Raw genomic sequence first — 24,844 nt, 5'->3', positions numbered from 1 at the left:
GAGACATGACCGATGGACTGCTGCTACCGCCCGGTGGCGGCCGCCGGATCCAGACCATGACCCTGAAGGCGGGTGCTGAACGGTCGACGACCTGGTCGACGTTCGAGGCCGAGGTCGCGCCGGGATTCGATGTCGGAGCGCACCTGCACCACCATGCCGAGGAGGTGTTCTACGTCCTGGAAGGCGAACTCGATCTCCTCGCCTTCCACCCGGCCACCCAGGCCACCGGCGACTGGCGTTCCTGGGAGTCCGAGACCGGAGCGACCGTGTTGCGGGGCGGACCCGGGAGCTTCATGTTCGTGCCCGCCGGATGCCCCCACGCCTTCTCCAACCCCGGGACCGGACCCGCCCGGATGCTCTTCCTCGTCTCCCCCGCCGGCCACGAGACCTACCTCCAGGAACTCACCGATCTCCTGAGCACCCCAGGGCCCCCGGACCAAGCCGAGATCGCAGCACTACGGCTCCGCCACGACATCCACCAACTCACCCCCCTCACATCCCCCACCACAAACTGAGGGAACAAAGCGCACCGGCTCGGGGAAACGTCAGCGCCAGTTAGCCGGTCGGGGCCAGCGGGTTTCTCCCATGGCCGGCGGAGGTCCCCGGCAACGGGCCGGGCGAGCCGGAACTGGGCGCGGCCAACGATCAGGATCCAGGTCCAGCGGTCCGCCGATCCCCTACGGCCCAGACCGGGCATCGGCCTCCGGAGAGCAGAGACGCGCGCGGTCCGACCCCCACCGCTCAGATAGAGCCGGGCCCACTGCAGCCGTCGGTCCGGGAGATCAGCCACCACCCGGAATGCCGGGTATGAGTGCGCCCCATCGCGCTGGAACACCGCCATGGCGTGCCGCCCCGGAGGCACGCCCGCGCGCTACGCCATGGTCAGGCGCGCGCCGGTCGAACCACGACCCGGCAGGCCCTCTGGCTCGGGGCGTCATGGCAGAGCGGCGGCCTCACGCGGAGATCAATCGTGGGTCGCGGGACTTCTCAGGCACCCGGCGACCCCGTGACCTGCCTATTTCAGGTTTGCTGCAGCTTCGCCGAAGACGGCGGCCCCACGATGACCTCTGCCTGGCCGCCCACGCCATCGTGGGGCGGCCGACCGACTGAGGGGGACAATCATTCCGATCAAGAACGGCGCCGGCGTCCCCCGTCACACCACAACCGGCGTTCCCGACGCCCAGGTCACCGTCCACCCCGTCACCACGGACGACGGACTCGGCCTCCAGCTGACCCGTTTCCGCCGAGCGGAGTGCGACGACGTCGTACTCCTCGTACATGGACTGACCGCGTCCAGCGACCTGTTCATCATGCCCGAGCACCGGAATCTGGCGACCTGTCTCCTCGACAACGGTTTCGCGGACGTGTGGACGCTCGACATGCGGATGAGCAACCGCTTCCCGTACAACACGGAACCGCACACGCACACCCTCGACGACATCGCCCTGTACGACTACCCGGCCGCTCTCGCCGAGCTGCGCCGGCATGTCGGCGAACGGCGGGTGCACGTCGTGGCGCACTGTCTCGGGTCGATGACCTTCCTGATGAGCCTGTACGCCGGCGCCGTACGGGACGTCACCAGCGTCGTCACCAGCGCGGTCGGCCTGCTGATGCGCGTACCGGCCTGGTCGCGCTGGAAGCTGGCCTACGGCCCCGCGCTCGTCGAGGGCGCGCTCGGGCTGTCCCAGCTCGACCCACGGAGCGGCGACGCGGCCTGGTTCAGCCGCAGCGGGCTGTTCTCCCACCTGGTGTCACTGGCGCACCCGGAGTGCGACAACCCGGCCTGCCACATGGTGAGTTTCATGTGGGGCACCGGCTGGCCCGCGCTCTACAGCCACGACAAACTCGACCCCGTCACCCACGACCGCATCGCGGACCTCCTCGGCCCGGTCGGGCTGGGCTACCACCGGCACATCGGCAGAGTCGTACGGGCGGGCCGCGCCGTGAAGTACGACGCCGCCGAGCCGCGCCACGCGCACCTCCCGGGCGACTACCTCGCGGCGGCGGCCAAGGGCGGCCCACCGGTGCTGTTCCTGACCGGCGAGCACAACCGCGTCTTCGGGGACTCCGTCGTCCTGGAGCACGAGGAGATGTCGCGGGAGACCGTCGACCCCGACCGCTACGAACTGTTCGTCGCCCCCGGCTACGGCTACGTGGACACGATCATCGGCCGGGACGCGCACCGGGACGTCTTCCCGCACCTCCTCGACTTCCTCCGCCGAAGGGCGGTGTGAGATGCCGGAGTCGCACGCCGAACACGTCGGCACCGTCGTCGTCGGCTCGGGATTCGGCGGCTCCGTGGCCGCGTACCGGCTGGCCGCGGCCGGACAGCAGGTGGTTCTGCTGGAACGCGGACGCGCTTACCCGCCCGGCGGCTTCGCCCGTTCCCCTGCCGAACTCGGCCGTGCGTTCTGGGACCCGCGGGCAGGCATGCACGGCCTGTTCGACGTGTGGAGCTTCCGCGCCTTCGACTCCGTCGTCGCCAGCGGACTGGGCGGCGGATCGCTCATCTACGCGAGCGTGCTGCTGCGCAAGGACGAACGCTGGTTCGTCGACGAACAGCCGCTGCCCGGCGGTGGCTACGAGGCCTGGCCCGTCGGCCGCGCCGAACTCGACCCGCACTACGACGAGGTCGAGCGGATGCTCCGCCCGGTCCCGTACCCGCTCGACCGCCCCGGCTACACGGACACACCCCGGGCGCACGCGATGCGTGAAGCGGCCGAACGGCTGGGCCTGGCGGCGGAACGGCCGCCGCTCGCGATCAGCTTCGCCCCCGCACCGGGCGCCGACCCCGGGCCCGGTCTGCCGATGACCGACGCCGACCAGGACAACCTGCACGGCGTCGGCCGCCGTACCTGCCGGCTGTGCGGTGAGTGCAACCTCGGCTGCAACGACGGTGCCAAGAACAGCCTCGACCACACCTATCTGTCGGCGGCCCGGCGGCACGGTGCCGAACTGCGCACCGGGCACGAGGTGCGCGCGGTGCGGGCGCTCGCGCGAGGCGGATACGCGGTGGACTACGTCAGACATGGACGACACGGACCGGACGGCGAAGGGGGAGGGGAAAGGGGTGATCCGGACGACCGCGGGGACGGAGGAGGTGTGTCCGGATCACTCCACGCCTCCGGATCACCCCGTACCTCCCGAACGCTCCACACCATCAGCTGCGACCGTCTGGTCCTCGCCGCCGGCACCTACAACACGGTCTCGCTGCTGCTGCGTTCTCGCCGGTACCTGCCCGGTCTGAGCCCGGCGATCGGCAGCCGGTTCTCGACGAACGGCGACCACCTCGCGTTCGTGCTCCGGGCCAGGCGGGGCGACGAGCCCCGGCCGATGCGGCCCAGCCGCGGTCCCGTCATCACCAGCTCCATCCGGCTGCCCGACGAACTGGACGGCGTACCGGGCGCGGGGCGCGGAGGATACATCCAGGACGCGGGATACCCGGGTTTCGTGGAGTGGCTCGTCGAAGGCGCTCACGCACCGCAGGGAGTCTCCCGGGCGGCCCGCTTCCTGGCCGGGAGGCTGCTCGACCGGATCTCCCGCGCCCCGGACCCCAGGCTCTCGGGCGCGTTCGCCGAGCTCCTCGGCGACGGCGCGTTCACCGGTACGTCCCTGCCGCTCCTCGCGATGGGCCGAGATGTACCGGACGGGGAACTGCGCATGCGTGGTGGCCGGTTGGACAGCACCTGGACGGTACGGGGCGGCAGCGCGGCCCAGTTCGAGCGGACGCGCACACTCATGCGGCAGATCGCCGGCGCGCTCGGCGGCGGATACGCCGACCATCCGCTCTGGCACCGGGACCGCGTCCTCACGGTGCACCCGCTCGGCGGCGCCCCCATCGGCCGGCACCCCGGTACCGGGGTCTGCGATCCGTACGGCGAGGTCTTCGGTCACCCGGGCCTGTACATCGCGGACGGGGCGGCTATGCCCGGCCCGGTGGGCCCCAACCCGGCCCTCACCATCGCGGCCCTGGCCGACCGTATGTGCACCCGCCTGTTGGAGCACCGGCCCTCCACTCCACGGGCGGTCGCGCACCGCACGTACCCCCGCCGCGCCTCTCTGCAGTTCACGGAGGAACTGCGCGGACGCTACGCACCCGGTGCGGATGGGTCCCGGACCGAACCGTTCGCGTTCCGGCTCACCGTCACGGCCGACGACGTGGACGCCTTCCTGGACGAACCGGACCACGAGGCGCGCGCGGACGGCTGGATCGACAGCCCCTCCTTCGGAGGGCGCCGCCCCGTCCTGCACGGCAGCGTCCGCCTGTTCGCGGACGGCCGCCGCACGATGCACTACCGGCTCCACTTCACCGACGCCGACGGTCAGCCCCGCATCTTCGCCGGCCGCAAGGACCTGGCGCCCGGCGCCCCGGCCCGCCTGTGGACCGACACGACCAGGCTGGCCTTCCGCGTCCTGAACGGACACGTCCACCAACCGGGCGGGACCGACGCCGGACTCCTGGGCACGGGGACGGCGAATCTCGGCGCCACCGATCTCGCCCGCCTGCTCACCACGTTCCGCACAACGGGCCCGCACGGCACCGCGGCACTCACTCGCTTCGGCCGCTTCTTCGCCGGCGAACTCTGGAACACCTACGCCCTGCGGCGCCACTGAGCAGCTCAGGAAATACCGCCCCGCCCTAGCTCCCAGGGGGCACACGCAGCTACGCCGCAGTCCTGGGCCTCGTGGCGATCCAGCGCCGCCGACCCGACCGCGTCGCCTTCTCATGGTCTCCGCCGAGCGATGTGTTCCTTACGGGCAGTTTTCAGTTCGGGCCGTTTCGCATGCGCTTCCAACGGTCGCCGAGCCAGTCCTTTGAGGATCTTGGCGGTCCTTGCCGATCTACGCTCATCCTTCGGTGAACCTGGTCCAGGGGGTGGGGAAGGCCCTTCGCTGTGATCATGTCTGCTCCTGGCGCGGTGCGATCCGAGCGTCGGCGTCCAGCCCGCGTGCTGTCTGTCGCGTCGAGTGTCGGCAGACGGGCGCACCGCCACGAAGGCCGCGTTGTTCCTGGGTGCGGCAGGACCAGCCTCCGCCCAGGCTCGCCTGCTCCCGTTCGGGCTACTGGTCCTTGGCCGCGAGGTCGGCCGCGGGCACGGCCGCCGGGGCCTGCTTCAGCTCGGCGGCCATGGCCCTCAGTGTCTCGAAGGCGGCTGCCGTCAGGTCGGCCGGTTCGGCTTGATAGACCACGAGCTGCTGGTGCAGGACCCCGTTGACCGTGAAGGCTGCGAACGGGCCGTTTTCTGTACGGGCCGTTTCCCCCGCACCGCGGTCGGGCGGCAGCCGTGATCCAAGGGCCGCGCACCCTGATCGACTGCCGCCACTCCGCCACCCACCACAGCTGGATCGGGCAGGATGGCGCCGAGGCAGCCACTCCCGATTCCCTGCGTCCTGCCAGTGTCCCGAACTCGGCGCTCAGCCCCTCACATAGGCCGCCTGCGGCGCCTTCCCCCGGCCACGAGCCCAGGCATCCGGGCAGGTCAGGGCTGTTCTAACCAACGCTGACCGCAACAGCGTTGAATGCACGAGCAGCGGATTTCTCTTCCAACGCGCAGAGGCTCCGCCCCACTGCTCGGGGCGGAGCCTCTTTGACCGTTGTCGCAGGCTCGTACGGAGCGCCACCACCGCGACCCCCAACTCCAGGGTGGCGGTCTCGGGCGTCAATCGGCCCTCGTGGTCCGCCAGCTCCCGCAGCAGCAGAGCCGTGGCCTCTTCGTATCGGCCGAGCGCCCATTCCATGGTGGCTCGGAGGGCAGCCAACCGGGCCTGCTGGCCTCGTGCTCGCGCGGGCAGGAGGGAGGCGGCCTGCGCAGGATGTCGCGGCTTTCCAGCAGTCGTCCGGGCATGCCCAGCTCGTTGGCCTGCTGGAGCCACAACTCGGGCCGCGGTCGGCCCTAGAGTCCGGGGAACCGCAAGGCTACCTCTGTCCAACGCGCGGCAGCGGCTGGTGCGGTCGTCATCACCTGACGGGCGGCCCGTACAAGTACGTCGACGGCATGTTCATCTCCTCTCCGCGCCGAACGCTGGACATGCGACGCCTGGGCAACCAGCGGCGCGCAGCGCAGCGCCAGGGCCTCTGCGGCCCGGTTATGTGCCTCGATCCGCCAACCGGCGCCCACGCTCTGGTATATGACGGCGCGTACCAGCGGATGGCGGAACTGGTATCGACCCGCAGAGCCGATCTGGCGTACCAGGTCCCGCTCCGCGACCTCGTCCAGGGCCGCAAGGGCCTGTGCCTCATCGGTTTGGGCCACGACTGCCACCATCTCGGCTTCGAAAGAATCACCGAGCACCGCGGCTGCTTGCACGGAGACCCTCGCTGCGGCCGAGAGACCTCCGAGTTCCCCCAACAGCACGGCACGCACCGACTGCGGCAGATCGTCGGCAATGGCTACCGAGTCGGCAGGGGCCGCCTCAGGGCTTTGGTTCCCGGCCCTGGGGGTCAGCGCCTCCAGGTAGAACGGGTTGCCACCGCTGACCTCGTACAGCCGTCGGAAACGCCAGTGATCCGTCCTGGCACCGCACAGCTCCGCTCCCTCGGCCGGAGACAGCGGGCCCAGCTCGACCCTGGCCACTCTTCCCTCCGTTCCTGCCCGGGCCAGTGCCGCGGCCAGTCGCGGCGGAGCCTGCCGGGGACGGTAGGCGAGGGCAAGCAACAACGGTGTTCTTGGCGGGTGCCGTATCAGATGGTCGATCAGCTCGGCGGTGCCGTCGTCCGTCCACTGCAGGTCGTCCAGGCTGAGCACGAGCCCGCCCTCGTCACTCAGCGCCTCCAGCAATGTCCGCACCGCCCGGTGGAACCAGTACCGTTCGACCTTCACCGGCTCCGGACCGGTCGGGAACCGGTCACAGAGCGCGGGGAAGACCGTACTCAGTAGCGCGAACGCGCCGGGCGGTAACCCGTCGTGCCGGAGGCGGAGGAAGTCCTCATGGCCGAGGTGGTCGTCCAGGGCGTCCACGAACGCACCGTACGGAGCCCGGTCGAACTCCACGCTGCGTCCGGCCAGGGACTCGAAACCGCGCTGCCTCGCGCGCTCGGCCAGTTCGCCGAGCAGCCGGGTCTTTCCGATACCCGGTTCCCCGACCATCTCGACCACCCCTGGCGAACCGGCCAGGGCATCCTCGATCGCACCGTCGAGGACCATCAGCTCCGCTGCCCGCCCGATCAGGTGGCTCCCCGTCCGGGGCCGCTGCGGGGTCGGCGGACCGGGCAGGGCACCGCCGCCCCGTGGGGTGCGCACCGGCGGGGGCGTGGGTATCGGGCGCGGCACGAGAGCGGGTGCGGATGCCGGAGCACGCCCGGCGGCTGGGACGTTCAGTGCGGGGTCGGTGGTCAGGATCTGCTGGTGCAGTTGCCGCAGCGGGAGGCCGGGGTCACAGCCGAGTTCTTCGGCCAGCAGCAGCCGGGTCTGCTGGTAATGGTTGAGGGCATCGGCTGGGCGACCACAGCGGTACAGGGCGAGGATGAACTGGCCGGCCAGCCGTTCGTCCAGTGGGTGTGTCTCGACCCGGGCGGACAACTCGGCCAACAGCCCGGTGTGCTGACCGCAGCGGAGCCGAACGTCGGTGTGATCCAGTTCGGTCGCGATCCGTTCTTGGACCACGGCGTCGCGGAGGGCGTTGATCCAAGGGGTGTCCAGACCCGCGAAGGCATCTCCCCGCCAGAGGCCGAGTGCCTGCCCGAACAGGGTTGCGGCCTGCTCGTCCTGCGTGCTCTGCGCGGCCGCGCGGGCCCGTGCGACGACGTCATGGAATCGGTGCAGATCCACTGCGGTCGCCTCGACGTCGAGGACATAACCACCGGATCGCCGGACGATGTCCGCCCCCTCCGCGATGGCCAAGGCTTGCCGCAGACGGGAGAGGTAACCGTAGAGCGTGTTCCGGGCCCGCTGCGGAGGACGGTCGGCCCAGACGCGCTCGACGAGCTGTTCCACCGAAACCACCTGGTTGGCGTCCACCAGCAGCACTGCGAGCACACACCGCTGCCGGGCGTGGCCCAGATCGACGATTCGGCCGTCCACGCGCGCCTCGACGCTTCCGAGCAAATCGAACTCAACCGTCACGGCACGCCCCCGAGTCTCAAGTCCCCACTCTGGCATAGCACGTTCGACCAGCCACTTCAACGTTTGTCCAAGGTTCACCGACGGTCGGCCGCGCACCTTGGTCTCGTCCGCGCAACTGGGCCGACGAACCTAGGAGACACCATGCGTATTCGCACAGGAGCCGACGAAGTGACAAGCGCGAAGTGGGCCGTACGGACGGGCGCACTCATCTCCGGCGTGGCCCTGGCCGCCTCGCTGGGCGGCATCAGCCAGGCCCAGGCGGCAACGCCCAGGTCCTCCGCCGGCATCCAGTCCATCGACTACATCTCCGGCAAGGACGTCACGGTCGGAAGCTGCAAGGGCTGGATGAACCGCAGGTCCACCGACGGCTACGTTCAGGGACTCGTGCAGTCCTGGAACGGTGTGGACTGCGAAATGTGGCTGGAGCGCAAGGTCATCGGCTCGTACGACTACAGGCGCGCGACCCCCGGCGTCGACGTGATCAACACCAGCACGTCGACCGGCTTCCACTGGAACGGCACCAACGCCGGCACGCGTGTCTGCATCACCAACTGGAGCACCTACGTCAGCGACTGCGGCGAGACTGCCTGGTGAGCTCCCGTCACGTCGTCGCACACCACGGAGCGGTTTTGGTAGCGGCGTGATCGCGAGCGGTGTCGGAGCCAGGCAGGCATCTGCGGCAGCCCGCCTGGCTCGCTGCCGAGATCGGGTGCCGGGACTGGCATGCGGTAGTGATCCCGGAGGGGCCGTTTTCTGTTCGGGCCGTTTCCGGACAGCCCAGGGCGCCCGGCGCCGCGGTCACCGAGCGGCAGTGGCGACCACCACTCTCCGGCGCAGGGACCCTCAATAACCGGGATCGCCGATCGGCCACGCCATCAGCAACACGCGCCGTCCCGCCACTGGCAGCACCAAGACGCACCACCATCCACTACACCCGGTGCGCCCGGCACCCGGCCGGATACATCGCGGACGACGGCCCACAGCCAGCGAATGAGAAGCGCCACGCCCCTGGGATCCCACACACGCGACGCATTGTGTCGGCGCCGTCTTGGTCCCTGTCTGGTCCCTGGACCTTGGCTTCGAGCCCCCGGGCAGCGGCCCCGGAGGCCGACGACATCCTTGAATACCTGTTCCGTCGCAGGTCAGAGCGATCAAACAACTTCCGAGCACCACAGGACCGGCGAGATCCCAGACTCGCGAGCAGCGGATTCAGTCCGTTCAGGCAAAGTTGACGCTCCGACAGCCAAAAACGAACGATTCCGCAGGTCAGAGACCTGTAGTGGTGGGGCGGGTGGGACTCGAACCCACGGCCGACGGATTATGAGTCCGCTGCTCTAACCGGCTGAGCTACCGCCCCGTACGGCGTGTCGCGTACATGTGTGCGCGCCGTCTGCCGCAGCATAGCCGCTCATACGATCTCCTGCTTCGGATGGTCGGCCTTCGCCCTGCGCTTCTTGACCTTGAGGACTTCGGCGCGGCACACACGGTTCCCCCGGACATGAAAAAGGACCCCGACGGGGTCCTCGTTCAGGTTGCTCTCCCGACTGGACTCGAACCAGTAACCTGCCGGTTAACAGCCGGCTGCTCTGCCAATTGAGCTACGGAAGATCGAAGCTCCCCCGACTGGACTCGAACCAGTAACCTGCCGGTTAACAGCCGGCTGCTCTGCCAATTGAGCTACGGAGGATTGCCTCGCTGCATCGAACGTACCTCCCTGGGTATTCGCCAGGGGGCGTGCGCTCGCTGCGACACATACATTAGCGCAAGCAGGGGGGTGCTCCGCCAATCGGTATCCCCCACGCCCGTCGCCCACGCAGGGCAACGCAAGGGACCGACGCAGACGTAAGGGAAGGGTGGCCGCCATGCGCTATCGGCTCACGTTCTTTGCCGGACTGGCCCTGGGGTACGTGCTCGGCACGAAGGCCGGACGCGAACGCTACGAGCAGTTGAAGAAATCCGCGCGGCAGGTCGCGCAGAACCCCGCGGTGCGCAACACCGCCGAGTCGGCCGCCCAGCAGGGGCGCGTCTACGCCGGCAAGGCGTACCACGTGGTCAGCGAGAAGGTCGGGGACCGCGTACCCGACCTGGTCGCCGAGCGGGTCCGCTCGCTGCGCGAACGCAACGCGAACGGCTCCGCCGGGGACGACTGGGGTACCAGCAATACCTAGGGACCACATCGCGTCGGCCGAACCGACGCGCGGCGCCCCCACCCCTTCCGGTGCGGCAGAATTTCTGCCATGGGGATAGTCGCCGGGCTGGACAGTTCGCCCGATTTTACGCGCATTGTCGTCTGTGACTCGGACACAGGGGCCGTGCTCAGGCAGGGGTATGCCCCGCACCCGTTGGAGTCGGCGGAGGGCGGGGGGCGTCCGTCGGACGTCGATCCGCAGGCGTGGCTGCTGTCCCTGGGGGAGGCGGCCACCGGCGGCCTGCTGGAGGGTGTGCAGGCGATCGGGGTGTCGTCCCAGCAGAACGGGCTGATCGCGCTGGACGCACAGGGCAACAGCGTGCGCCCGGCGATGGTCGGCGGCGACAAGCGGACCCAGGTCGCGGCGGCCGACCTCGTGGACGCGCTCGGGGGGCGCGGCGCGTGGGCGGAGGCCGTCGGATGCGTGCCGGGGGCCGCGCAGCCGGTGACCAAGCTGCGCTGGATGAGCCGTACGGAGCCGGATGCCGCGATGCGGACGGCCGTACTGCTGCAGGCGCACGACTGGCTGGTCTGGCAGTTGCTGGGGCGGCCGGTCAGGAGGACCACCGACCGCGGCGGGGCGTCCGGGACCGGGTACTGGAACGCGGCGACCGGGCAGTACCGCACCGATCTCGTCGAGATGGCGCTCGGGCATCAGGTCATGCTCCCCGAGGTGCTCGGCCCCTCGGACGCCGCCGGTACGACGCCGGAGGGGCTCCTGATCTCCGCCGGCACCGGTGAGACCATGGCCGCCGCGTTCGGGCTCGGCATCGGGCTCGGGGACGCGGTGGTGTCGCTGGGGGCCTCCGGGTCCGTCATGGCCGTCCACACCGAGGCGCTCGTCGACTCCAGCGGGATGATCACCTCGCTGGCCGATGCCACGGGTATGCATCTGCCGGTCGTGACCACGCTGAACGCCGTACGGACGTTGCGCGGGGCCACCGAGATGCTGGGCGTGGCCGATCTGGAGGGGCTGTCCGACCTGGCGATGAAGTCGACGCCGGGGTCGCACGGGCTCGTCATGCTGCCGTATCTGGAGGGCGAGCGGACGCCGAATCTGCCGCACACGGCCGGGACGCTGGCCGGGCTGCGGCGGGAGTCGATGAAGCCGGAGCACTTCGCGCGGGCCGCGTTCGAGGGCATGCTGTGCGGGCTCGCGGACGCGCTGGACGTGCTGCGCGGCCGGGGGGTCGACGTCCGGCGGATCTTCCTGCTGGGTGCGGCGGCGGAGCTGCCTGCCGTGCAGGCGGCGGCGCCGGCGCTGTTCGGGGTGCAGGTGGTGGTGCCGCAGCCGGCGGACTACGCGGCGGTCGGCGCCGCGCGTCAGGCCGCGTGGGCGCTCGGGGTCTCGCAGGGGGCGCTCGATGCGCGTACGCCACCGATGTGGCCGGGGGCGGCGGCGCAGGTGCTGGATCCGGGGGACGAGCTGGCTGTGGGGCAGGCGGTTCGGCAGCAGTACGTTTCGGTTCGTGAGCAGACGCATCCTGGGGCGTTTCGGGTGTGAGGACCACGGCCCCAGCTGCAAGGACTGGGCCCCGAGCCCTCACCGTTGGGTTAATTCGGTTGAGGTAACGCGGGTGGAGTGTTCGACGATGGGGGGTGGTGCATCCCGAACCCCGTCTTCGACTCCGAGAGATCTCGCGTGCTCATACGATTGCTGAGAAGTCATCTTCGTCCGTACCGGACACCGATCGTCCTGCTGGTGCTGCTGCAGTTCGTGCAGACGTGCGCCACGCTCTACCTGCCCACGCTGAACGCGGACATCATCGACAAGGGCGTGGTGGAGGGGGACACGGGTTACATCCTGTCCTTCGGCGCGCTGATGGTCGGTATCTCGCTGGTGCAGGTCGTCTGCAACATCGGGGCCGTGTACTACGGCGCCCGCACCGCCTCGGCGGTCGGCCGGGACATCCGGGCGGCCGTGTTCGACCGGGTGCAGTCGTTCTCGGCGCGTGAGCTCGGTCACTTCGGGGCCCCGTCGCTGATCACGCGGACGACGAACGATGTGCAGCAGGTGCAGATGCTGGTGCTCATGACGTTCACGCTGGTGGTGTCGGCGCCGATCATGTGCGTCGGCGGCATCGTGCTGGCGCTCGGGCTGGACGTGCCGTTGTCGGGCGTCCTGCTCGCCGTCGTACCGGTGCTCGGCATTTCCGTCAGCCTGATCGTGCACCGGTTGCGCCCCCTGTTCCGCACCATGCAGGAGCGGCTGGACACCGTGAACCGGGTGCTGCGGGAGCAGATCACCGGCAACCGGGTCATCCGTGCCTTCGTGCGGGACGACTACGAGAAGGATCGATTCCGGAAGGCGAACGTCGAGCTGACGGACGTATCGATGGGAACCGGGCGGATGCTCGCGCTGATGTTCCCGATCGTGATGACGGTCGTCAACCTCTCGTCGATCGCGGTGGTGTGGTTCGGCGCCCATCGGATCGACAGTGGCGAGATGGAGATCGGCGCGCTCACCGCCTTCCTCGCCTATCTGATGCAGATCGTCATGGCTGTGATGATGGCCACTTTCATGTTCATGATGATGCCGCGCGCGGAGGTGTGCGCCGAGCGCATCCAGGAGGTGCTGGACACCGGGACGAGTGTGGTGCCGCCGGTCGAGCCCGTCCGGGAGCTGCGGCGGCACGGGTTCCTGGAGGTACGGGGTGCGGGCTTCCGCTATCCGGGCGCCGAGGAGCCGGTGCTCAGGTCGATCGAGGTCGTCGCGCGGCCCGGTGAGACGACCGCCGTCATCGGGTCCACGGGCAGCGGGAAGTCGACGCTGCTCGGGCTGGTCCCCCGGCTGTTCGACGTCACCGAGGGCGAGGTGCTGGTGGACGGCGTCGACGTACGGACGCTCGATCCGAAGCTGCTGGCCAGGACCGTGAGTCTGGTGCCGCAGAAGCCGTATCTCTTCTCGGGGACCGTGGCGACGAACCTGCGGTACGGCAATCCGGACGCCACCGACGAGGAGTTGTGGCACGCGCTGGAGGTGGCGCAGGCCAAGGAGTTCGTGTCCCGGCTGGAGAACGGGCTGGACTCGCCCATCGCGCAGGGCGGGACGAACGTGTCCGGCGGGCAGCGGCAGCGGCTCGCGATCGCGCGGACGCTGGTGCAGCGGCCGGAGATCTATCTGTTCGACGACTCGTTCTCCGCGCTCGACTACGCGACCGACGCCGCCCTGCGCGCGGCGCTGGGGCGGGAGACCGCCGACGCGACCGTCCTGATCGTGGCCCAGCGGGTGGCGACCATCCGGGACGCCGACCGGATCGTCGTCCTCGACGAGGGCCGGGTCGTCGGCACCGGACGCCACCACGAGCTGATGGCCGACAATGAGACGTACCGGGAGATCGTCCTCTCCCAGCTCACGGAAGCGGAGGCAGCCTGATGGCCGGGCCGTTGGGACGGATGGCGGGGGCCGGAGGCGGCCCCGATCAGCACTCCATGGACTTCAAGGGGTCCGGGAAACGACTGCTCGCACAGTTCAGGCCCGAGCGGTTCACGATGTACGCGATGGTCGTGTGCGCGGTGCTCAGCGTCGGTCTTTCGGTGCTCGGGCCGTGGATCCTCGGCAGGGCGACCGACCTGGTGTTCGCGGGTGTCGTCGGGCGGGAGATGCCGGCGGGCGCCACGAAGGCCGAGGTCCTCGAGTCCATGCGCGAGCGCGGGGACGGCGGGGTCGCCGACATGCTGTCGGGCACGGACTTCACACCGGGCGAGGGCATCGATTTCGACGCCGTCGGCGGCGTGCTGCTGGTTGCCCTCGGCATCTTCCTGGTCGCGGGGCTGCTGATGGCGGCGGCCACGCGGCTCTCCAACCGGGCCATCAACCGGACCGTCTACCACATGCGCGAAGAGCTCCAGGCGAAGCTGTCGCGGCTGCCGCTGTCGTACTTCGACCGGCGGCAGCGCGGTGAGGTGCTGAGCCGGGCGACCAACGACATCGACAACATCGGCCAGACGCTGCAGCAGTCGATGGGCCAGCTCGTCAACTCGCTGCTCACCATCATCGGTGTGCTGGTGATGATGTTCTGGGTGTCGCCGCTGCTGGCGCTGGTCGCGCTGGTGACCGTGCCGGTGTCGTTCGTGGTCGCCACGCGCGTCGGCAAGCGGTCGCAGCCGCACTTCGTGGCGCAGTGGCGGGTCACCGGGAAGCTCAACGCGCACATCGAGGAGATGTACACCGGCCACACGCTCGTGAAGGTGTTCGGGCGGCAGGAGGAGTCGGCGAAGCAGTTCGCCGAGGAGAACGACCGGCTGTACGAGGCCGGGTTCAAGGCCCAGTTCAACAGCGGGATCATGCAGCCGCTGATGTTCTTCGTGTCGAACATCAACTATGTGCTGGTCGCGGTGGTGGGCGGACTGCGGGTCGCGTCCGGCTCGCTGTCCATCGGTGACGTACAGGCCTTCATCCAGTACTCGCGGCAGTTCTCGATGCCGCTGACGCAGGTCGCGTCGATGGCGAACCTGGTGCAGTCGGGTGTGGCGTCCGCCGAGCGGATCTTCGAACTGCTCGACGCGGAGGAGCAGGAGGCCGACGCCGTGCCCGGGGTGCGGCCCGAGGAGCTGCGGGGGCGGGTGGCGCTGGAGGGTGTGTCCTTCCGGTACGACGCCGACAAGCCGCTGATCGAGGACCTGTCGCTGGTCGTGGAGCCGGGGCACACGGTGGCGATCGTGGGGCCGACGGGTGCCGGGAAGACGACTCTGGTGAACCTGTTGATGCGGTTCTACGAGGTCACCGGTGGGCGGATCACTCTCGACGGGGTCGATGTCGCGTCCATGTCCCGGGACGAACTGCGGGACGGGATAGGCATGGTGCTCCAGGACACCTGGCTGTTCGGTGGGACCATCGCGGAGAACATCGCGTACGGGGCGTCCGCCGCGCGGAAGGTCACGCGCGGGGAGATCGAGGAGGCGGCCCGTGCCGCGCACGCGGACCGGTTCATCCGGACGCTGCCCGACGGGTACGACACCGTGATCGACGACGAGGGGACCGGGGTGAGCGCGGGTGAGAAGCAGCTCATCACCATCGCTCGGGCGTTCTTGTCCGATCCCGTGATCCTGGTGCTGGACGAGGCGACCAGCTCGGTCGACACCCGTACCGAGGTGCTGATCCAGAAGGCCATGGCCAAGCTGGCGCATGGGCGTACGTCGTTCGTGATCGCGCATCGGCTGTCGACGATCCGGGACGCGGACACGATTCTGGTGATGGAGAGCGGGGCGATCGTCGAGCAGGGGGCGCACGAGGAGTTGTTGGCCGCGGATGGGGCCTACGCGCGGCTGTACAAGGCGCAGTTCGCTGAGGCTGTGGCTGAGGTGGACTGAGGTCGGCGGGGGCGCGCGTGGGCTGTTTCGCCCCCGCCGCCCCTGCCCGTCCCCTCCCCAGGGGGCTGCGCCCCTTCGACCCCCAGGCGCGGGTTCGGTGGGGGTTGGTCGCGCAGTTCCCCGGGCCCCTGACCAGCAGGGGCCGTGTCTTTCAGGGGCGCGGGGACTGCGCGAGCAACCACGCACCACCCGCATCCGCACCCGCCGACCGCCCCCGAGCTCTCAGGCGGAATCAGTCCAGGTAGCCCCTCAGTTGGTCCGCGAAGGCGTGGTCCCTCAGCTTGTTCAGGGTCTTGGACTCGATCTGCCTGATGCGTTCGCGGGTCACGCCGAAGATGCGGCCTATCTCCTCCAGGGTGCGGGGGCGGCCGTCGGCGAGGCCGTAGCGGAGTTGGACGACTTTCCGTTCGCGTTCGCCCAGTGTGGAGAGGACCGCCTCCAGGTGCTCCCTCAACAACAGGAACGCGGCCGATTCCACGGGGCTCGCCGCGTCGCCGTCCTCGATGAGGTCGCCGAGGGCTACGTCGTCCTCTTCGCCTACGGGGGCGTGGAGCGAGACCGGTTCCTGGGCGAGGCGCAGGACCTCGCTGACGCGTTCGGGAGCGAGGTCGAGGTGGACGGCCACTTCATCCGGGGTGGGCTCGTAGCCGCGCTCCTGGAGCATGCGGCGCTGGACGCGGACGACCCGGTTGATCAGCTCGACCACATGGACGGGGACACGGATCGTGCGGGCCTGGTCGGCGAGGGCCCGGGACATGGCCTGGCGGATCCACCAGGTCGCGTAGGTCGAGAACTTGTAGCCGCGGGCGTAGTCGAACTTCTCGACGGCCCGGATGAGGCCCAGATTTCCTTCCTGGACCAGATCGAGCATGGTCAGGCCGCGGCCGACGTAACGCTTCGCCACCGACACGACGAGCCGCAGGTTCGCCTCGATGAGGCGGCGCTTGGCCATACGGCCCATCACGACCAGCTTGTCGAGGTCGAGGGCGAGCCGGGTGTCGAGGTCGGGAGAGTTGCCGAGCCTCTCCTCGGCGAAGAGGCCGGCCTCGACGCGGCGGGCCAGTTCCACTTCCTCCACGGCCGTGAGCAGCGGGATGCGGCCGATCTCGCGCAGGTACTGGCGGAACAGGTCCGAGGACGGGCCACTGGTGTCCGCGCGGCTGCGCGGCAGTTCCACGGGCTCGGGAGGATCGGCCGTCTCGACGGCCTCCACCACGGCGGTCGGCGGCTCGTCGATCACCCCGGACGGGCCGTCCGGGGCCGCCTCGGGGTGGTGCGCGGCGCGGCTCTGGGCGGGCACCGCGGTGATGACATCGGCCTCCGCGTCCGGCTCCGCGTCGGTACCGATGGCCGTACTGGTGTCGTTCTGTACGAGGGTCTGGGTCTGCACGGGGGCGACCTCCAGGAATGTCGCTGCCAAGGCGTACGGCAGCGGTACGTCTGGGATGGCGCGGGCGGCCTCGCCGCCGTCCATCCCGTACTCATCGAGCGGAACCGCGGGGATCTCGGACCCATGGGGGACGGGTCGGCCGCGCTCCGAGGACTCAGGCACCGGAACCCAGTGTGGAGTACGACACACAGCCGCCACGAGGGGCGTGCGGTGACTTTTTGCGTCCGGTGCGTGACCCCACGGTCACTTGCCGTACAAGTCCGCTGCTGGGAGGGCTCTAAACCGCTTGCAGGCCCTACGGAACGGGGTGGCTCCGGCGTGGGATTGGCATGTGCGCCGGGGACGTTCACGCCGGGGGCGCCGACCGGCACGGCCTCAGAGCGCCTCCGCGCCCCGCTCCCGCAACGCCTGGTCGTACTGCTGGAGAACCCACAACTCGTTCTGTACGGCGGCCAGCTGGGCCGGGTCGCCCTGAGCGGCCGCCCTCGCCAGGCTGCCCTGGACGTCGCGCACCCGGCGTTCGACGGCCCGGCGGCGCACGGTGACCAGCTGCGCGCCCGCGTACATGTCGTCGACCGTCTTGCGCATGATCGCCTCGACGGCCAGCTCGGTCACCATGGCCCGCACCGTGTCGTCCGGCGCCGCCTCGCGGACCCGGACCAGATACTCCTGCGGGTCCTCGGCGCCGTACTCGACACCGCCCGCCTCGATGATCACCTCGCGGACGGCTGCGTACTGGTCGGCGGTGAACTCGTCGACGCCGTACGCGTCGAAGGCGGGGGCGACCAACTCCGGGCGCTGGAGGGCGAGTTTGAGGAGTTCTCGCTCGGTGGCGAACACCGGGTTGCGGAGGGTGAGGGCCGGGCCGGAGGGGGGCCGGGTGGCGGACTCGTACGGCTGTGCCTGGCGCTGTGCGGACGGGGCCGGGCCCTGGCCGCCGCGGTCGCGGGCCCAGCGGGCCAGCTGGGCGACGCGCTTGACGACGAACTGGGTGTCGAGGATGCCGAGCATGCCGGCGAGCTGCACGGCGACCTCGTGCTGGGCGCCGCTGTTCTTGATGCGGGCCACGACGGGCGCCGCCTCGTCGAGGGCGGACGCGCGGCCCGCGGGGGTCTCCAGGTCGTAGCGGGCGACGATCTGGCGGAGGGCGAACTCGAAGAGCGGGGTGCGGGGTTCGGTCAGCTCGGCGACGGCCTCGTCGCCCTTCGCGAGGCGCAGCTCGCACGGGTCCATGCCGTCCGGGGCGATCGCGATGTACGTCTCGGCGGCGAACTTCTGGTCGTCCTCGAAGGCGCGCAGGGCGGCCTTCTGACCGGCCGCGTCGCCGTCGAAGGTGAAGATGACGCGGGCCGAGCCGTTGTCCATCAGCAGCCGGCGGAGGATCTTGATGTGGTCGCCGCCGAAGGCCGTGCCGCAGGTCGCGATGGCCGTGGTCACCCCGGCGAGGTGGCAGGCCATGACGTCCGTGTAGCCCTCGACCACGACGGCCCGGCTGGCTTTGGCGATGTCCTTCTTGGCGAGGTCGATGCCGTACAGGACCTGGGACTTCCGGTAGATCGCCGTGTCCGGGGTGTTCAGGTACTTCGGCCCGTTGTCCGACTCGTAGAGCTTGCGGGCGCCGAAGCCGACCACGTCGCCGGCGATGTCGCGGATGGGCCACATCAGGCGGCCCCGGAAGCGGTCGATGGGACCTCGGCGGCCTTCCTGCGACAGCCCGGACAGGAGCAGTTCCTTGTCGGCGAAACCCTTGCCGCGGAGGTACCGGGTGAGGTGGTCCCAGCCCTGGGGGCTGTAGCCGACGCCGAAGTGGACGGCGGCTGCCTGGTCGAAGCCGCGCTCGGCGAGGAAGATCCGGCCGGTGTCGGCCTCGGGGCTGGTGGCGAGCTGCTCCGCGTACCACTCGGCGGCGATCTTGTGCGCCTCGACCAGGCGGATCCGCTCGCCGCGCTGGTGGGTGGGGTTGTACCCGCCCTCCTCGTAGCGCAGGGTGATGCCGGCCTGGCCGGCGAGCCGCTCGACCGCTTCCGAGAAGGACAGGTGGTCGACCTTCATCACGAACGTGATGGTGTCGCCGCCCTCCTGGCAGCCGAAGCAGTGGAAGAGCCCCTTGCTCGGGCTGACCTGGAACGACGGCGACTTCTCGTCGTGGAACGGGCAGAGTCCCTTGAGGTTTCCGCCGCCCGCGTTCCGCAGCTGGAGGTACTCGGACACCACGGCGTCGATCGGGACCGCGTCCCGTACCGCCTTCACGTCCTCGTCGTTGATCCGTCCTGCCACGCGGTGATTCTACGGTGGTCCACCGACAACCATGGGGCACGGGCAGCGCCCCGAAAGGGGCGGGGCTGTATCGATATGCGGCTCCGCCGCGTGGGCGCGACCAGCCACACACGGCCCGCAGTCGCCCGCGCCCCTGTCCGGCAACCCCTTAGGCGATCAGGCTCTCCAACGGCACCTGAGGATTCGACAGGGCATCCACATCGACCCGCGCCCGGGACCGGATCAGCTTCTGGATCGGCTCAGTGACATCCCACACGTTCACGTTCATCCCGGCCAGCACCCGCCCCTCCTTCACCCAGAACGCGATGAACTCCCGCTTCCCGGCGTCCCCCCGGATCAGCACCTGGTCGTACGACCCGGGCGGCGCCCACCCCGAGTACTCCATCCCCAAGTCGTACTGATCGGAGAAGAAATAGGGCACCCGGTCGTAGGTGACGTCCTTCCCGAGCATCGAGCGGGCGGCGGCCGGCCCGCCGTTGAGCGCGTTGGCCCAGTGCTCGACCCGCAGCCGGGTGTCGAAGAGGGCGTGCGGGAAGGACACGACGTCACCGGCGGCGTAGATGGAGGGGTCGGACGTACGCAGCCGCGCGTCGACCTCGATGCCCCCGCCGTGCGCCCGGTCGGCGATCTCCAGCCCGGCGGCCTCGGCGAGACCGATGCGGGGAGCGGCTCCGATGGCCGCGAGGACGTCGTGCGCCGGGTGCTCCTCCCCCGTGTCCGTGCGGGCGGCGAGGACCATCCCGTCCTGGCCGACGATCTCGGTGAGCTTCGCGCCGAAGTGGAAGCGGACGCCGTGCTCGCGGTGCAGTTCGGCGAAGAGGTTGCCCAGCTCGGGGCCGAGCACGCCGTGCAGCGGCGTCGGCTCGGGCTCGACGACCGTCACCTCCGCGCCGTACTCGCGGGCCGCCGCCGCCACCTCCAGGCCGATCCAGCCGGCGCCCGCGATGACGAGGTGGCCGTTGTCGCGGCCGAGCGCGGCGAGGACGCCCTTGAGACGCTCGGCGTGGGCGAGGCGGCGCAGATGGTGGACGCCCGCGAGGTCGGTGCCCGGGATGTCCAGGCGGCGGGGCTCGGCACCGGTCGCGATCAGCAGGGTGTCGTAGTGGACGAGGGTGCCGTCGTCGCCGAAGCGGACGGTCTTCGCCGTACGGTCGATCGCGTCGACGGTCTGGCCGAGGTGCAGCTCGATGTCGTTGCGCGCGTACCAGGACGGCTCGTGGACGAAGACGCTGTCGCGCTCCTCCTTGCCGAGCAGATAGCCCTTGGAGAGCGGCGGGCGCTCGTAGGGGTGGTCTCGTTCGTCGCAGATCAGTATCACGCGGCCGGTGAAGCCCTCCGCTCGGAGCGTCTCGGCCGCCTTCGCGCCGGCGAGACCACCTCCGACGATGACGAATGTCTGATCCGCGTCGACCACTTGATGCCTCCTCTTAAGGGTGCGTCCACATGCGAGCGTCCCGCACACAGCGTGATGCGGGAAGAGGTAGTGACCCGATCAGGCCACGGAGGGTCACGTGTCAGTCATATCCCCGTCACATCCGCCCCGTCAGTCTCGCGTGCAACGTGCGGGCGGAGGGGTCGGTGAGCGAGGCGATCTGGTCGACGATCACCCGCTTGCGGGCACGGTCGTCCGCAGCCGTGTCGAACAGTGCGCGGAACTGGGGTTCGAGTCCCTCCGGCGCGCGGGCGGTGAGCGCCTCGGCCAGCTCCGCGACGACGATCCGCTGGTCGGCGCGGAGCCGCTCCTGCTCGGCCCGCTGCATCACATACCGGTCGGCGACGGCCTTGAGGACCGCGCACTCCAGACGCGCCCCGCGCGGGACGACCAGTTCGGCGGCGTACCGGGTGAGGGGGCCGGTGCCGTACGCCTGCCGGGTGGCGCCCTCGGCGGCGAGGCAGAAGCGGCCGATGAGCTGGCTGGTGGCGTCCTTCAGGCGGGCCTGGGCGACGGCCGTTCCGTCGTAGCCGTGCGGCCACCACTCCTGGTCGAGGAGGCGGTCGAGGGCCTCGGCGAGTTCGGCCGGGTCGGTGTCGGCGGGCACGTAACGGCCGCGCGCGACCTCGAACACCGCCTGCCGTTCGGGCTCCGCGTGCAGGCAGTTGGGGTCGATGTGGCCCGCGTGCAGGCCGTCCTCGACGTCGTGCACGGAGTACGCCACGTCGTCGGACCAGTCCATGACCTGGGCCTCGAAGGTGGCGCTGGTGCCGGGGGCGCCCTTGCGGACCCAGTCGAAGACGGGGCGGTCGTCATCGTAGACGCCGAACTTGGGGGACGTCGGCTCGGTGGGGTGGGCTCCGCGCGGCCAGGGGTACTTGGTGGCGGCGTCCAGGGCGGCGCGGGTGAGGTTGAGGCCGACGCTCACGAGTTCGCCGGTGGTCTCCGACGGTACGAAGCGTTTGGGTTCGATCCTCGTCAGCAGGCGCAGGGACTGGGCGTTGCCCTCGAAGCCGCCGCAGTCCTCGGCGAACTCGTTCAGTGCCTGTTCACCGTTGTGGCCGAAGGGAGGGTGGCCGAGGTCGTGGGAGAGGCAGGCGGCCTCGACGAGGTCCGGGTCGCAGCCGAGGGCCGCGCCCAGCTCGCGGCCGACCTGGGCGCACTCCAGGGAGTGGGTCAGGCGGGTGCGGGGGCTGGAGTCCCAGGCGATGTTGCGTGTACCGGGTGTGACGACCTGGGTTTTGCCGGCGAGTCTGCGGAGGGCCGAGGAGTGGAGTACGCGGGCGCGGTCGCGTTGGAAGGCGGTGCGACCGGGGCGTTTGTCGGGTTCCGGGGCCCATCGTTCTGCTGAGGGGGTGTCGTAGCCGACGGGGGTGTCGTGGCTGGGGGGTGCGGTGCCTTCCATGATTCGACAGTACGGGGAGGGGGTGACAAATGGGCGCCTGATCGTCTGCGGGGTTCTGCGCTGTGGCGGGTGCGGGTCGTTCGTGGCTGGTCGCGCCCACGCGGCGGAGCCGCGTATCGATACAGCCCCGCGCCCCTCGAAGTGAGCCGGATGGCTCAGGCTGACGCCAGCGCGGGCACCGCCTTGGTCCTGGCTGTCAGGGACTCGTCGTAGCGGTGCAGGATCAGGCGGGCCATTGCCGGGTGGGCGCCCAAGGGGGCCGCGGCTATCCAGGGGGCCGCGTTCGCGCATTCCGTGGCGAAGCGGCCGGGGGCGGTGAAGTAGGAGGCGATGGCTATGCGGGTGCGGCCTCGGGCGGCGAGGGCGCGGACGGTGTCGGGGACGTCGGGCGCGGCGGTGGTGGCGTAGGCCGGGACGACGGGGACACCGAGGCGTTCGGCGAGGAGCTGTGCGGTTCGGCCGGTGTCGACCTTCGACTCGGGGTCCCGGGAGCCCGCGGCGGCGAGCACCACGGCGCTGGTACGGCGGGTGGCGTCGTCCATCCTCGTGCGCCAGCCGGCCTCGACGAGGCGGGTGTGCAGGGTCTCCGCGAGGAGGGGATGCGGGCCGAGGGGGGCGGCCAGGCGGGTGCGGACCTCGGCGGCTGCGGCCATCTCGGGGATGTCCTGCTTGATGTGGTAGCCGCGGCTGAGGAGGAGGGGGACGAGGACCGCTTCCCGGTCGCCGAGGGCGGCGAGGGTGTCGGGGAGCAGGGGCTCGTTCAGCTCGATGTGGCCGAGGTGCACGGCGAGGCCGGGGCGCTGGTCGCGGACGCGCTCCATGAGGGTGCGTACGGTCGCCAGGGCGCGCGGGTCACGGCTGCCGTGTGCCACCAGGACCAGCGCGGGCGGGGTGGGGCGCCGGGTTCCGTTGCGGGAGACGAGGCTGAGCTGGGAGGCCAGTTGGTCACTGATCAGGTTCATGATGTGCGCCGTACTGTCGAGGTCCGCGTTCGACTTGCTCGTCGTCGCCGTCATGCACCGATGGTGCCGGGGGGACGTTGCCTCCCCGTTGCACGGTGGTGACGGGTGTTTTCCGGCGGTTCACCGTGCGCCGTGAGGGCGTGTGAACCTCCGTGACCTGGCGTTTCGACTCGTCCGAGTGAAGCTTGTCACGCTGGGGGGTGAACCGGATCGATGCGGATGACGTCTTCGTTGGTCGGAAGGACGGGCGCTGTCGGGCCCGCCGGAAACAACCAGGACACATACGTGGGTCCGACGAGACGGGGGGCCGCGGTGCGGCGTATCGGGCGGGTCGCGCGCGTCATTCGGCTGCCGCGTACGCGGGCGGGACGGCGACGGGCCGTGCAGGCGGTGATGGTGCTGTGCGCGCTGGCGCTGCTGCCCTCGACCTGGATGTTCACGGCGGCGGGCGACCGGCTGCGGACCACGGCCGACGTGCCGCGCACCGAGGTCGCCATGGTCTTCGGCGCGGGGCTGTGGAGGGGCGAGCCGTCCCCGTATCTCGCGCGTCGGCTGGACGCGGCGGCCGAGCTGTACCGGTCGGGCCGGATCAAGGTGGTGCTGGTCACCGGGGACAACAGCCGCGAGGAGTACGACGAGCCGGACGCGATGCGCGGCTACCTGACCGAGCACGGCGTGCCCGACGACCGCATAGTCAGTGACTACGCCGGGTTCGACACCTGGGACTCCTGTGTCCGCGCCAAGAAGATCTTCGGCGTGGACCGCGCGGTGCTCATCAGCCAGGGCTTCCACATACGCAGGGCGGTCGCGCTGTGCCAGGAGGCGGGCGTCGAGTCATACGGCGTCGGGGTGCAGGACCGGCACGACGGGACCTGGTACTACGGGGCCACCCGGGAGCTGTTCGCGGCGGGCAAGGCCTCCCTGGACGCGATATTCGAGCCGGACCCCCGCTTCCTCGGTCCTGAGGAAACGGGGGTCGACACGGCGCTCGCGTCGGCGGGTTAGTGCTGGACGGTGCCCCAGGTGCCCTGGTCCACGGCGCAGCCCCACTTCTTGCCGTCCGAGGTCTTGCCGTAGACGGCGAACTTCACCTCGTAGAGGTCGGTGCGCAGCATGCGGGTGCTGACCTTGAAGGCGGCGCTCTTGCCCGGCTTGAGGGTCTTGGCGGCGACCTTGACGATCTGGTTCGTCTTCTGGGTGATCCGGGCACCCTTGGTCGTCACCGTCGCCTTGCCGAAGCGGAGGCTCTTGGTGTTGGTCACCTTGAGGCTGACGTCCTTGAAGGTCACCTTCTTGCTGGAGTTCGTGAGACCGAACCGGAGACCGCCGTTGGTCACCCAGTTGTTGTTGTCCACATAGAACTTCTTCAGGTAGGTGATCTTGATCGGGCAGTTCGCGGCGGCCTGCGTCCCGACGGCGGCCTGCGGCTCGACGGACGCTGCGGACGCGGCCCCGGCGAAGCCCAGCTGGGCGGCGGTGAGAGCCCCGGCGGCTCCCAGGACGGCGACGGTGGTGCGCATACGGTTCACGGTGGTGGTTCCTCTTCCCCCTACGGCCCTCGCACGGGCCACGTGACAGGACGTACGCCACACGGGGCTCACGGCACGACCCCCGTTGTCTGTGGCGCCCGTAGTTCTTAGCACGCGAGGGCCGAACAGGTGCACGGTACGCGCTTGAGCGGCCGCCTACGGTGACAGAATCGGGACATCGGCACACCCTCCGTTCACCGCGGCTGCGGACCGCGCCGGGGACTCGGATCCGGCTCCTCACGCCGGGCCCGGGCGCGCCGGGAGGTCCCCGTGCCGGTCGCGTAA

General features: G+C 70.1%; 17 protein-coding genes and 3 tRNA genes. 9 read left to right on the top strand and 11 right to left on the bottom strand.

Features of this window, described 5'->3' with window-relative positions:
- Positions 1–5: 5 nt before the first annotated feature.
- From ACFU53_RS11100 to ACFU53_RS11090, 3 genes are all read left to right on the top strand, one after another.
- Positions 6–515, top strand: coding sequence for a cupin domain-containing protein (locus tag ACFU53_RS11100; RefSeq protein WP_383989074.1), 510 nt, complete (start codon positions 6–8; stop codon positions 513–515).
- Positions 516–1,067: 552 nt separating this feature from the next.
- Positions 1,068–2,234 carry an alpha/beta fold hydrolase gene (locus ACFU53_RS11095; RefSeq protein ID WP_383989124.1) on the top strand — a complete coding sequence of 389 codons (1,167 nt, stop codon included), beginning with the start codon at positions 1,068–1,070 and terminating at the stop codon, positions 2,232–2,234.
- A gap of 1 nt (position 2,235) precedes the next feature.
- Complete coding sequence (locus ACFU53_RS11090; RefSeq protein WP_383989071.1) at positions 2,236–4,614, top strand: GMC oxidoreductase; 2,379 nt, start codon at positions 2,236–2,238, stop codon at positions 4,612–4,614.
- A gap of 447 nt (positions 4,615–5,061) precedes the next feature.
- Here ACFU53_RS11090 and ACFU53_RS11085 read toward each other — a convergent pair whose 3' ends face one another.
- Positions 5,062–5,190 (bottom strand): hypothetical protein, encoded by a 129-nt coding sequence (locus tag ACFU53_RS11085; protein WP_383989069.1) that lies wholly within the window; start codon positions 5,188–5,190, stop codon positions 5,062–5,064.
- A gap of 704 nt (positions 5,191–5,894) precedes the next feature.
- Positions 5,895–8,063 (bottom strand): BTAD domain-containing putative transcriptional regulator, encoded by a 2,169-nt coding sequence (locus tag ACFU53_RS11080; protein ID WP_383989066.1) that lies wholly within the window; start codon positions 8,061–8,063, stop codon positions 5,895–5,897.
- A gap of 141 nt (positions 8,064–8,204) precedes the next feature.
- Here ACFU53_RS11080 and ACFU53_RS11075 point away from each other — a divergent pair, with 141 nt between their 5' ends.
- Positions 8,205–8,657: a hypothetical protein gene (locus ACFU53_RS11075; RefSeq protein WP_383989063.1), complete on the top strand. Its 453-nt coding sequence runs from the start codon at positions 8,205–8,207 to the stop codon at positions 8,655–8,657.
- A gap of 686 nt (positions 8,658–9,343) precedes the next feature.
- Here ACFU53_RS11075 and ACFU53_RS11070 read toward each other — a convergent pair.
- The 3 genes from ACFU53_RS11070 to ACFU53_RS11060 form a co-directional block, all read right to left on the bottom strand.
- Positions 9,344–9,420, bottom strand: a tRNA-Ile gene (locus ACFU53_RS11070).
- Between the two features lie 178 nt (positions 9,421–9,598).
- Positions 9,599–9,671: transfer RNA gene (locus ACFU53_RS11065), tRNA-Asn, on the bottom strand.
- A gap of 6 nt (positions 9,672–9,677) precedes the next feature.
- Positions 9,678–9,750: transfer RNA gene (locus ACFU53_RS11060), tRNA-Asn, on the bottom strand.
- Positions 9,751–9,925: 175 nt separating this feature from the next.
- On the opposite strand from ACFU53_RS11060, the gene ACFU53_RS11055 reads away from it, so the two are divergent.
- The 4 genes from ACFU53_RS11055 (at position 9,926) to ACFU53_RS11040 (ending at position 15,564) form a co-directional block, all read left to right on the top strand.
- Positions 9,926–10,231: a hypothetical protein gene (locus tag ACFU53_RS11055; protein WP_033530202.1), complete on the top strand. Its 306-nt coding sequence runs from the start codon at positions 9,926–9,928 to the stop codon at positions 10,229–10,231.
- A gap of 69 nt (positions 10,232–10,300) precedes the next feature.
- Complete coding sequence (locus ACFU53_RS11050; protein ID WP_383989060.1) at positions 10,301–11,755, top strand: FGGY family carbohydrate kinase; 1,455 nt, start codon at positions 10,301–10,303, stop codon at positions 11,753–11,755.
- A 138-nt stretch (positions 11,756–11,893) separates the two neighbouring features.
- Complete coding sequence (locus ACFU53_RS11045) at positions 11,894–13,627, top strand: ABC transporter ATP-binding protein (RefSeq protein ID WP_383989057.1); 1,734 nt, start codon at positions 11,894–11,896, stop codon at positions 13,625–13,627.
- Positions 13,627–15,564, top strand: a complete 1,938-nt coding sequence (locus ACFU53_RS11040) for an ABC transporter ATP-binding protein (RefSeq protein ID WP_383989055.1) — start codon at positions 13,627–13,629, stop codon at positions 15,562–15,564. The genes ACFU53_RS11045 and ACFU53_RS11040 overlap by 1 nt, the downstream gene beginning before the upstream one ends.
- A gap of 232 nt (positions 15,565–15,796) precedes the next feature.
- Here ACFU53_RS11040 and ACFU53_RS11035 read toward each other — a convergent pair whose 3' ends face one another.
- The 5 genes from ACFU53_RS11035 to ACFU53_RS11015 all read right to left on the bottom strand — a co-directional run bounded on the left by ACFU53_RS11035 (position 15,797) and on the right by ACFU53_RS11015 (position 23,084).
- Positions 15,797–17,116, bottom strand: coding sequence for an RNA polymerase sigma factor (locus ACFU53_RS11035; protein WP_383989052.1), 1,320 nt, complete (start codon positions 17,114–17,116; stop codon positions 15,797–15,799).
- Positions 17,117–17,329: 213 nt separating this feature from the next.
- A complete protein-coding gene (gene dnaG / locus ACFU53_RS11030; RefSeq protein ID WP_383989050.1) occupies positions 17,330–19,231 on the bottom strand; it encodes a DNA primase in 1,902 nt (633 codons plus the stop codon).
- A gap of 148 nt (positions 19,232–19,379) precedes the next feature.
- Positions 19,380–20,645, bottom strand: coding sequence for an NAD(P)/FAD-dependent oxidoreductase (locus ACFU53_RS11025; protein WP_383989047.1), 1,266 nt, complete (start codon positions 20,643–20,645; stop codon positions 19,380–19,382).
- A 115-nt stretch (positions 20,646–20,760) separates the two neighbouring features.
- Entirely contained in the window at positions 20,761–22,068 is a 1,308-nt protein-coding gene (locus ACFU53_RS11020; RefSeq protein WP_383989045.1) for a deoxyguanosinetriphosphate triphosphohydrolase, read from the bottom strand.
- 155 nt (positions 22,069–22,223) lie between these two features.
- The gene (locus ACFU53_RS11015) at positions 22,224–23,084 is read right to left on the bottom strand and encodes a sirohydrochlorin chelatase (protein ID WP_383989042.1); all 861 of its coding nucleotides are present in this window, start codon (positions 23,082–23,084) and stop codon (positions 22,224–22,226) included.
- Positions 23,085–23,423: 339 nt separating this feature from the next.
- On the opposite strand from ACFU53_RS11015, the gene ACFU53_RS11010 reads away from it, so the two are divergent.
- Positions 23,424–24,035, top strand: coding sequence for a vancomycin high temperature exclusion protein (locus tag ACFU53_RS11010; RefSeq protein ID WP_383989121.1), 612 nt, complete (start codon positions 23,424–23,426; stop codon positions 24,033–24,035).
- Here the strand turns inward: ACFU53_RS11010 and ACFU53_RS11005 are convergent.
- On the bottom strand, positions 24,032–24,559 hold the full coding sequence (locus tag ACFU53_RS11005; protein WP_383989039.1) for a hypothetical protein: 528 nt from the start codon (positions 24,557–24,559) through the stop codon (positions 24,032–24,034). The two genes, ACFU53_RS11010 and ACFU53_RS11005, sit on opposite strands and share 4 nt — an antisense overlap.
- Positions 24,560–24,844 lie beyond the last annotated feature (285 nt).

It is taken from the genome of Streptomyces sp. NPDC057474 (assembly GCF_042802555.1).
Taxonomy (GTDB): Bacteria; Actinomycetota; Actinomycetes; order Streptomycetales; family Streptomycetaceae; genus Streptomyces.
The sequence above is the reverse complement of the archived record's forward strand: the minus strand, read 5'-3'. Positions and strand labels throughout refer to the sequence as shown.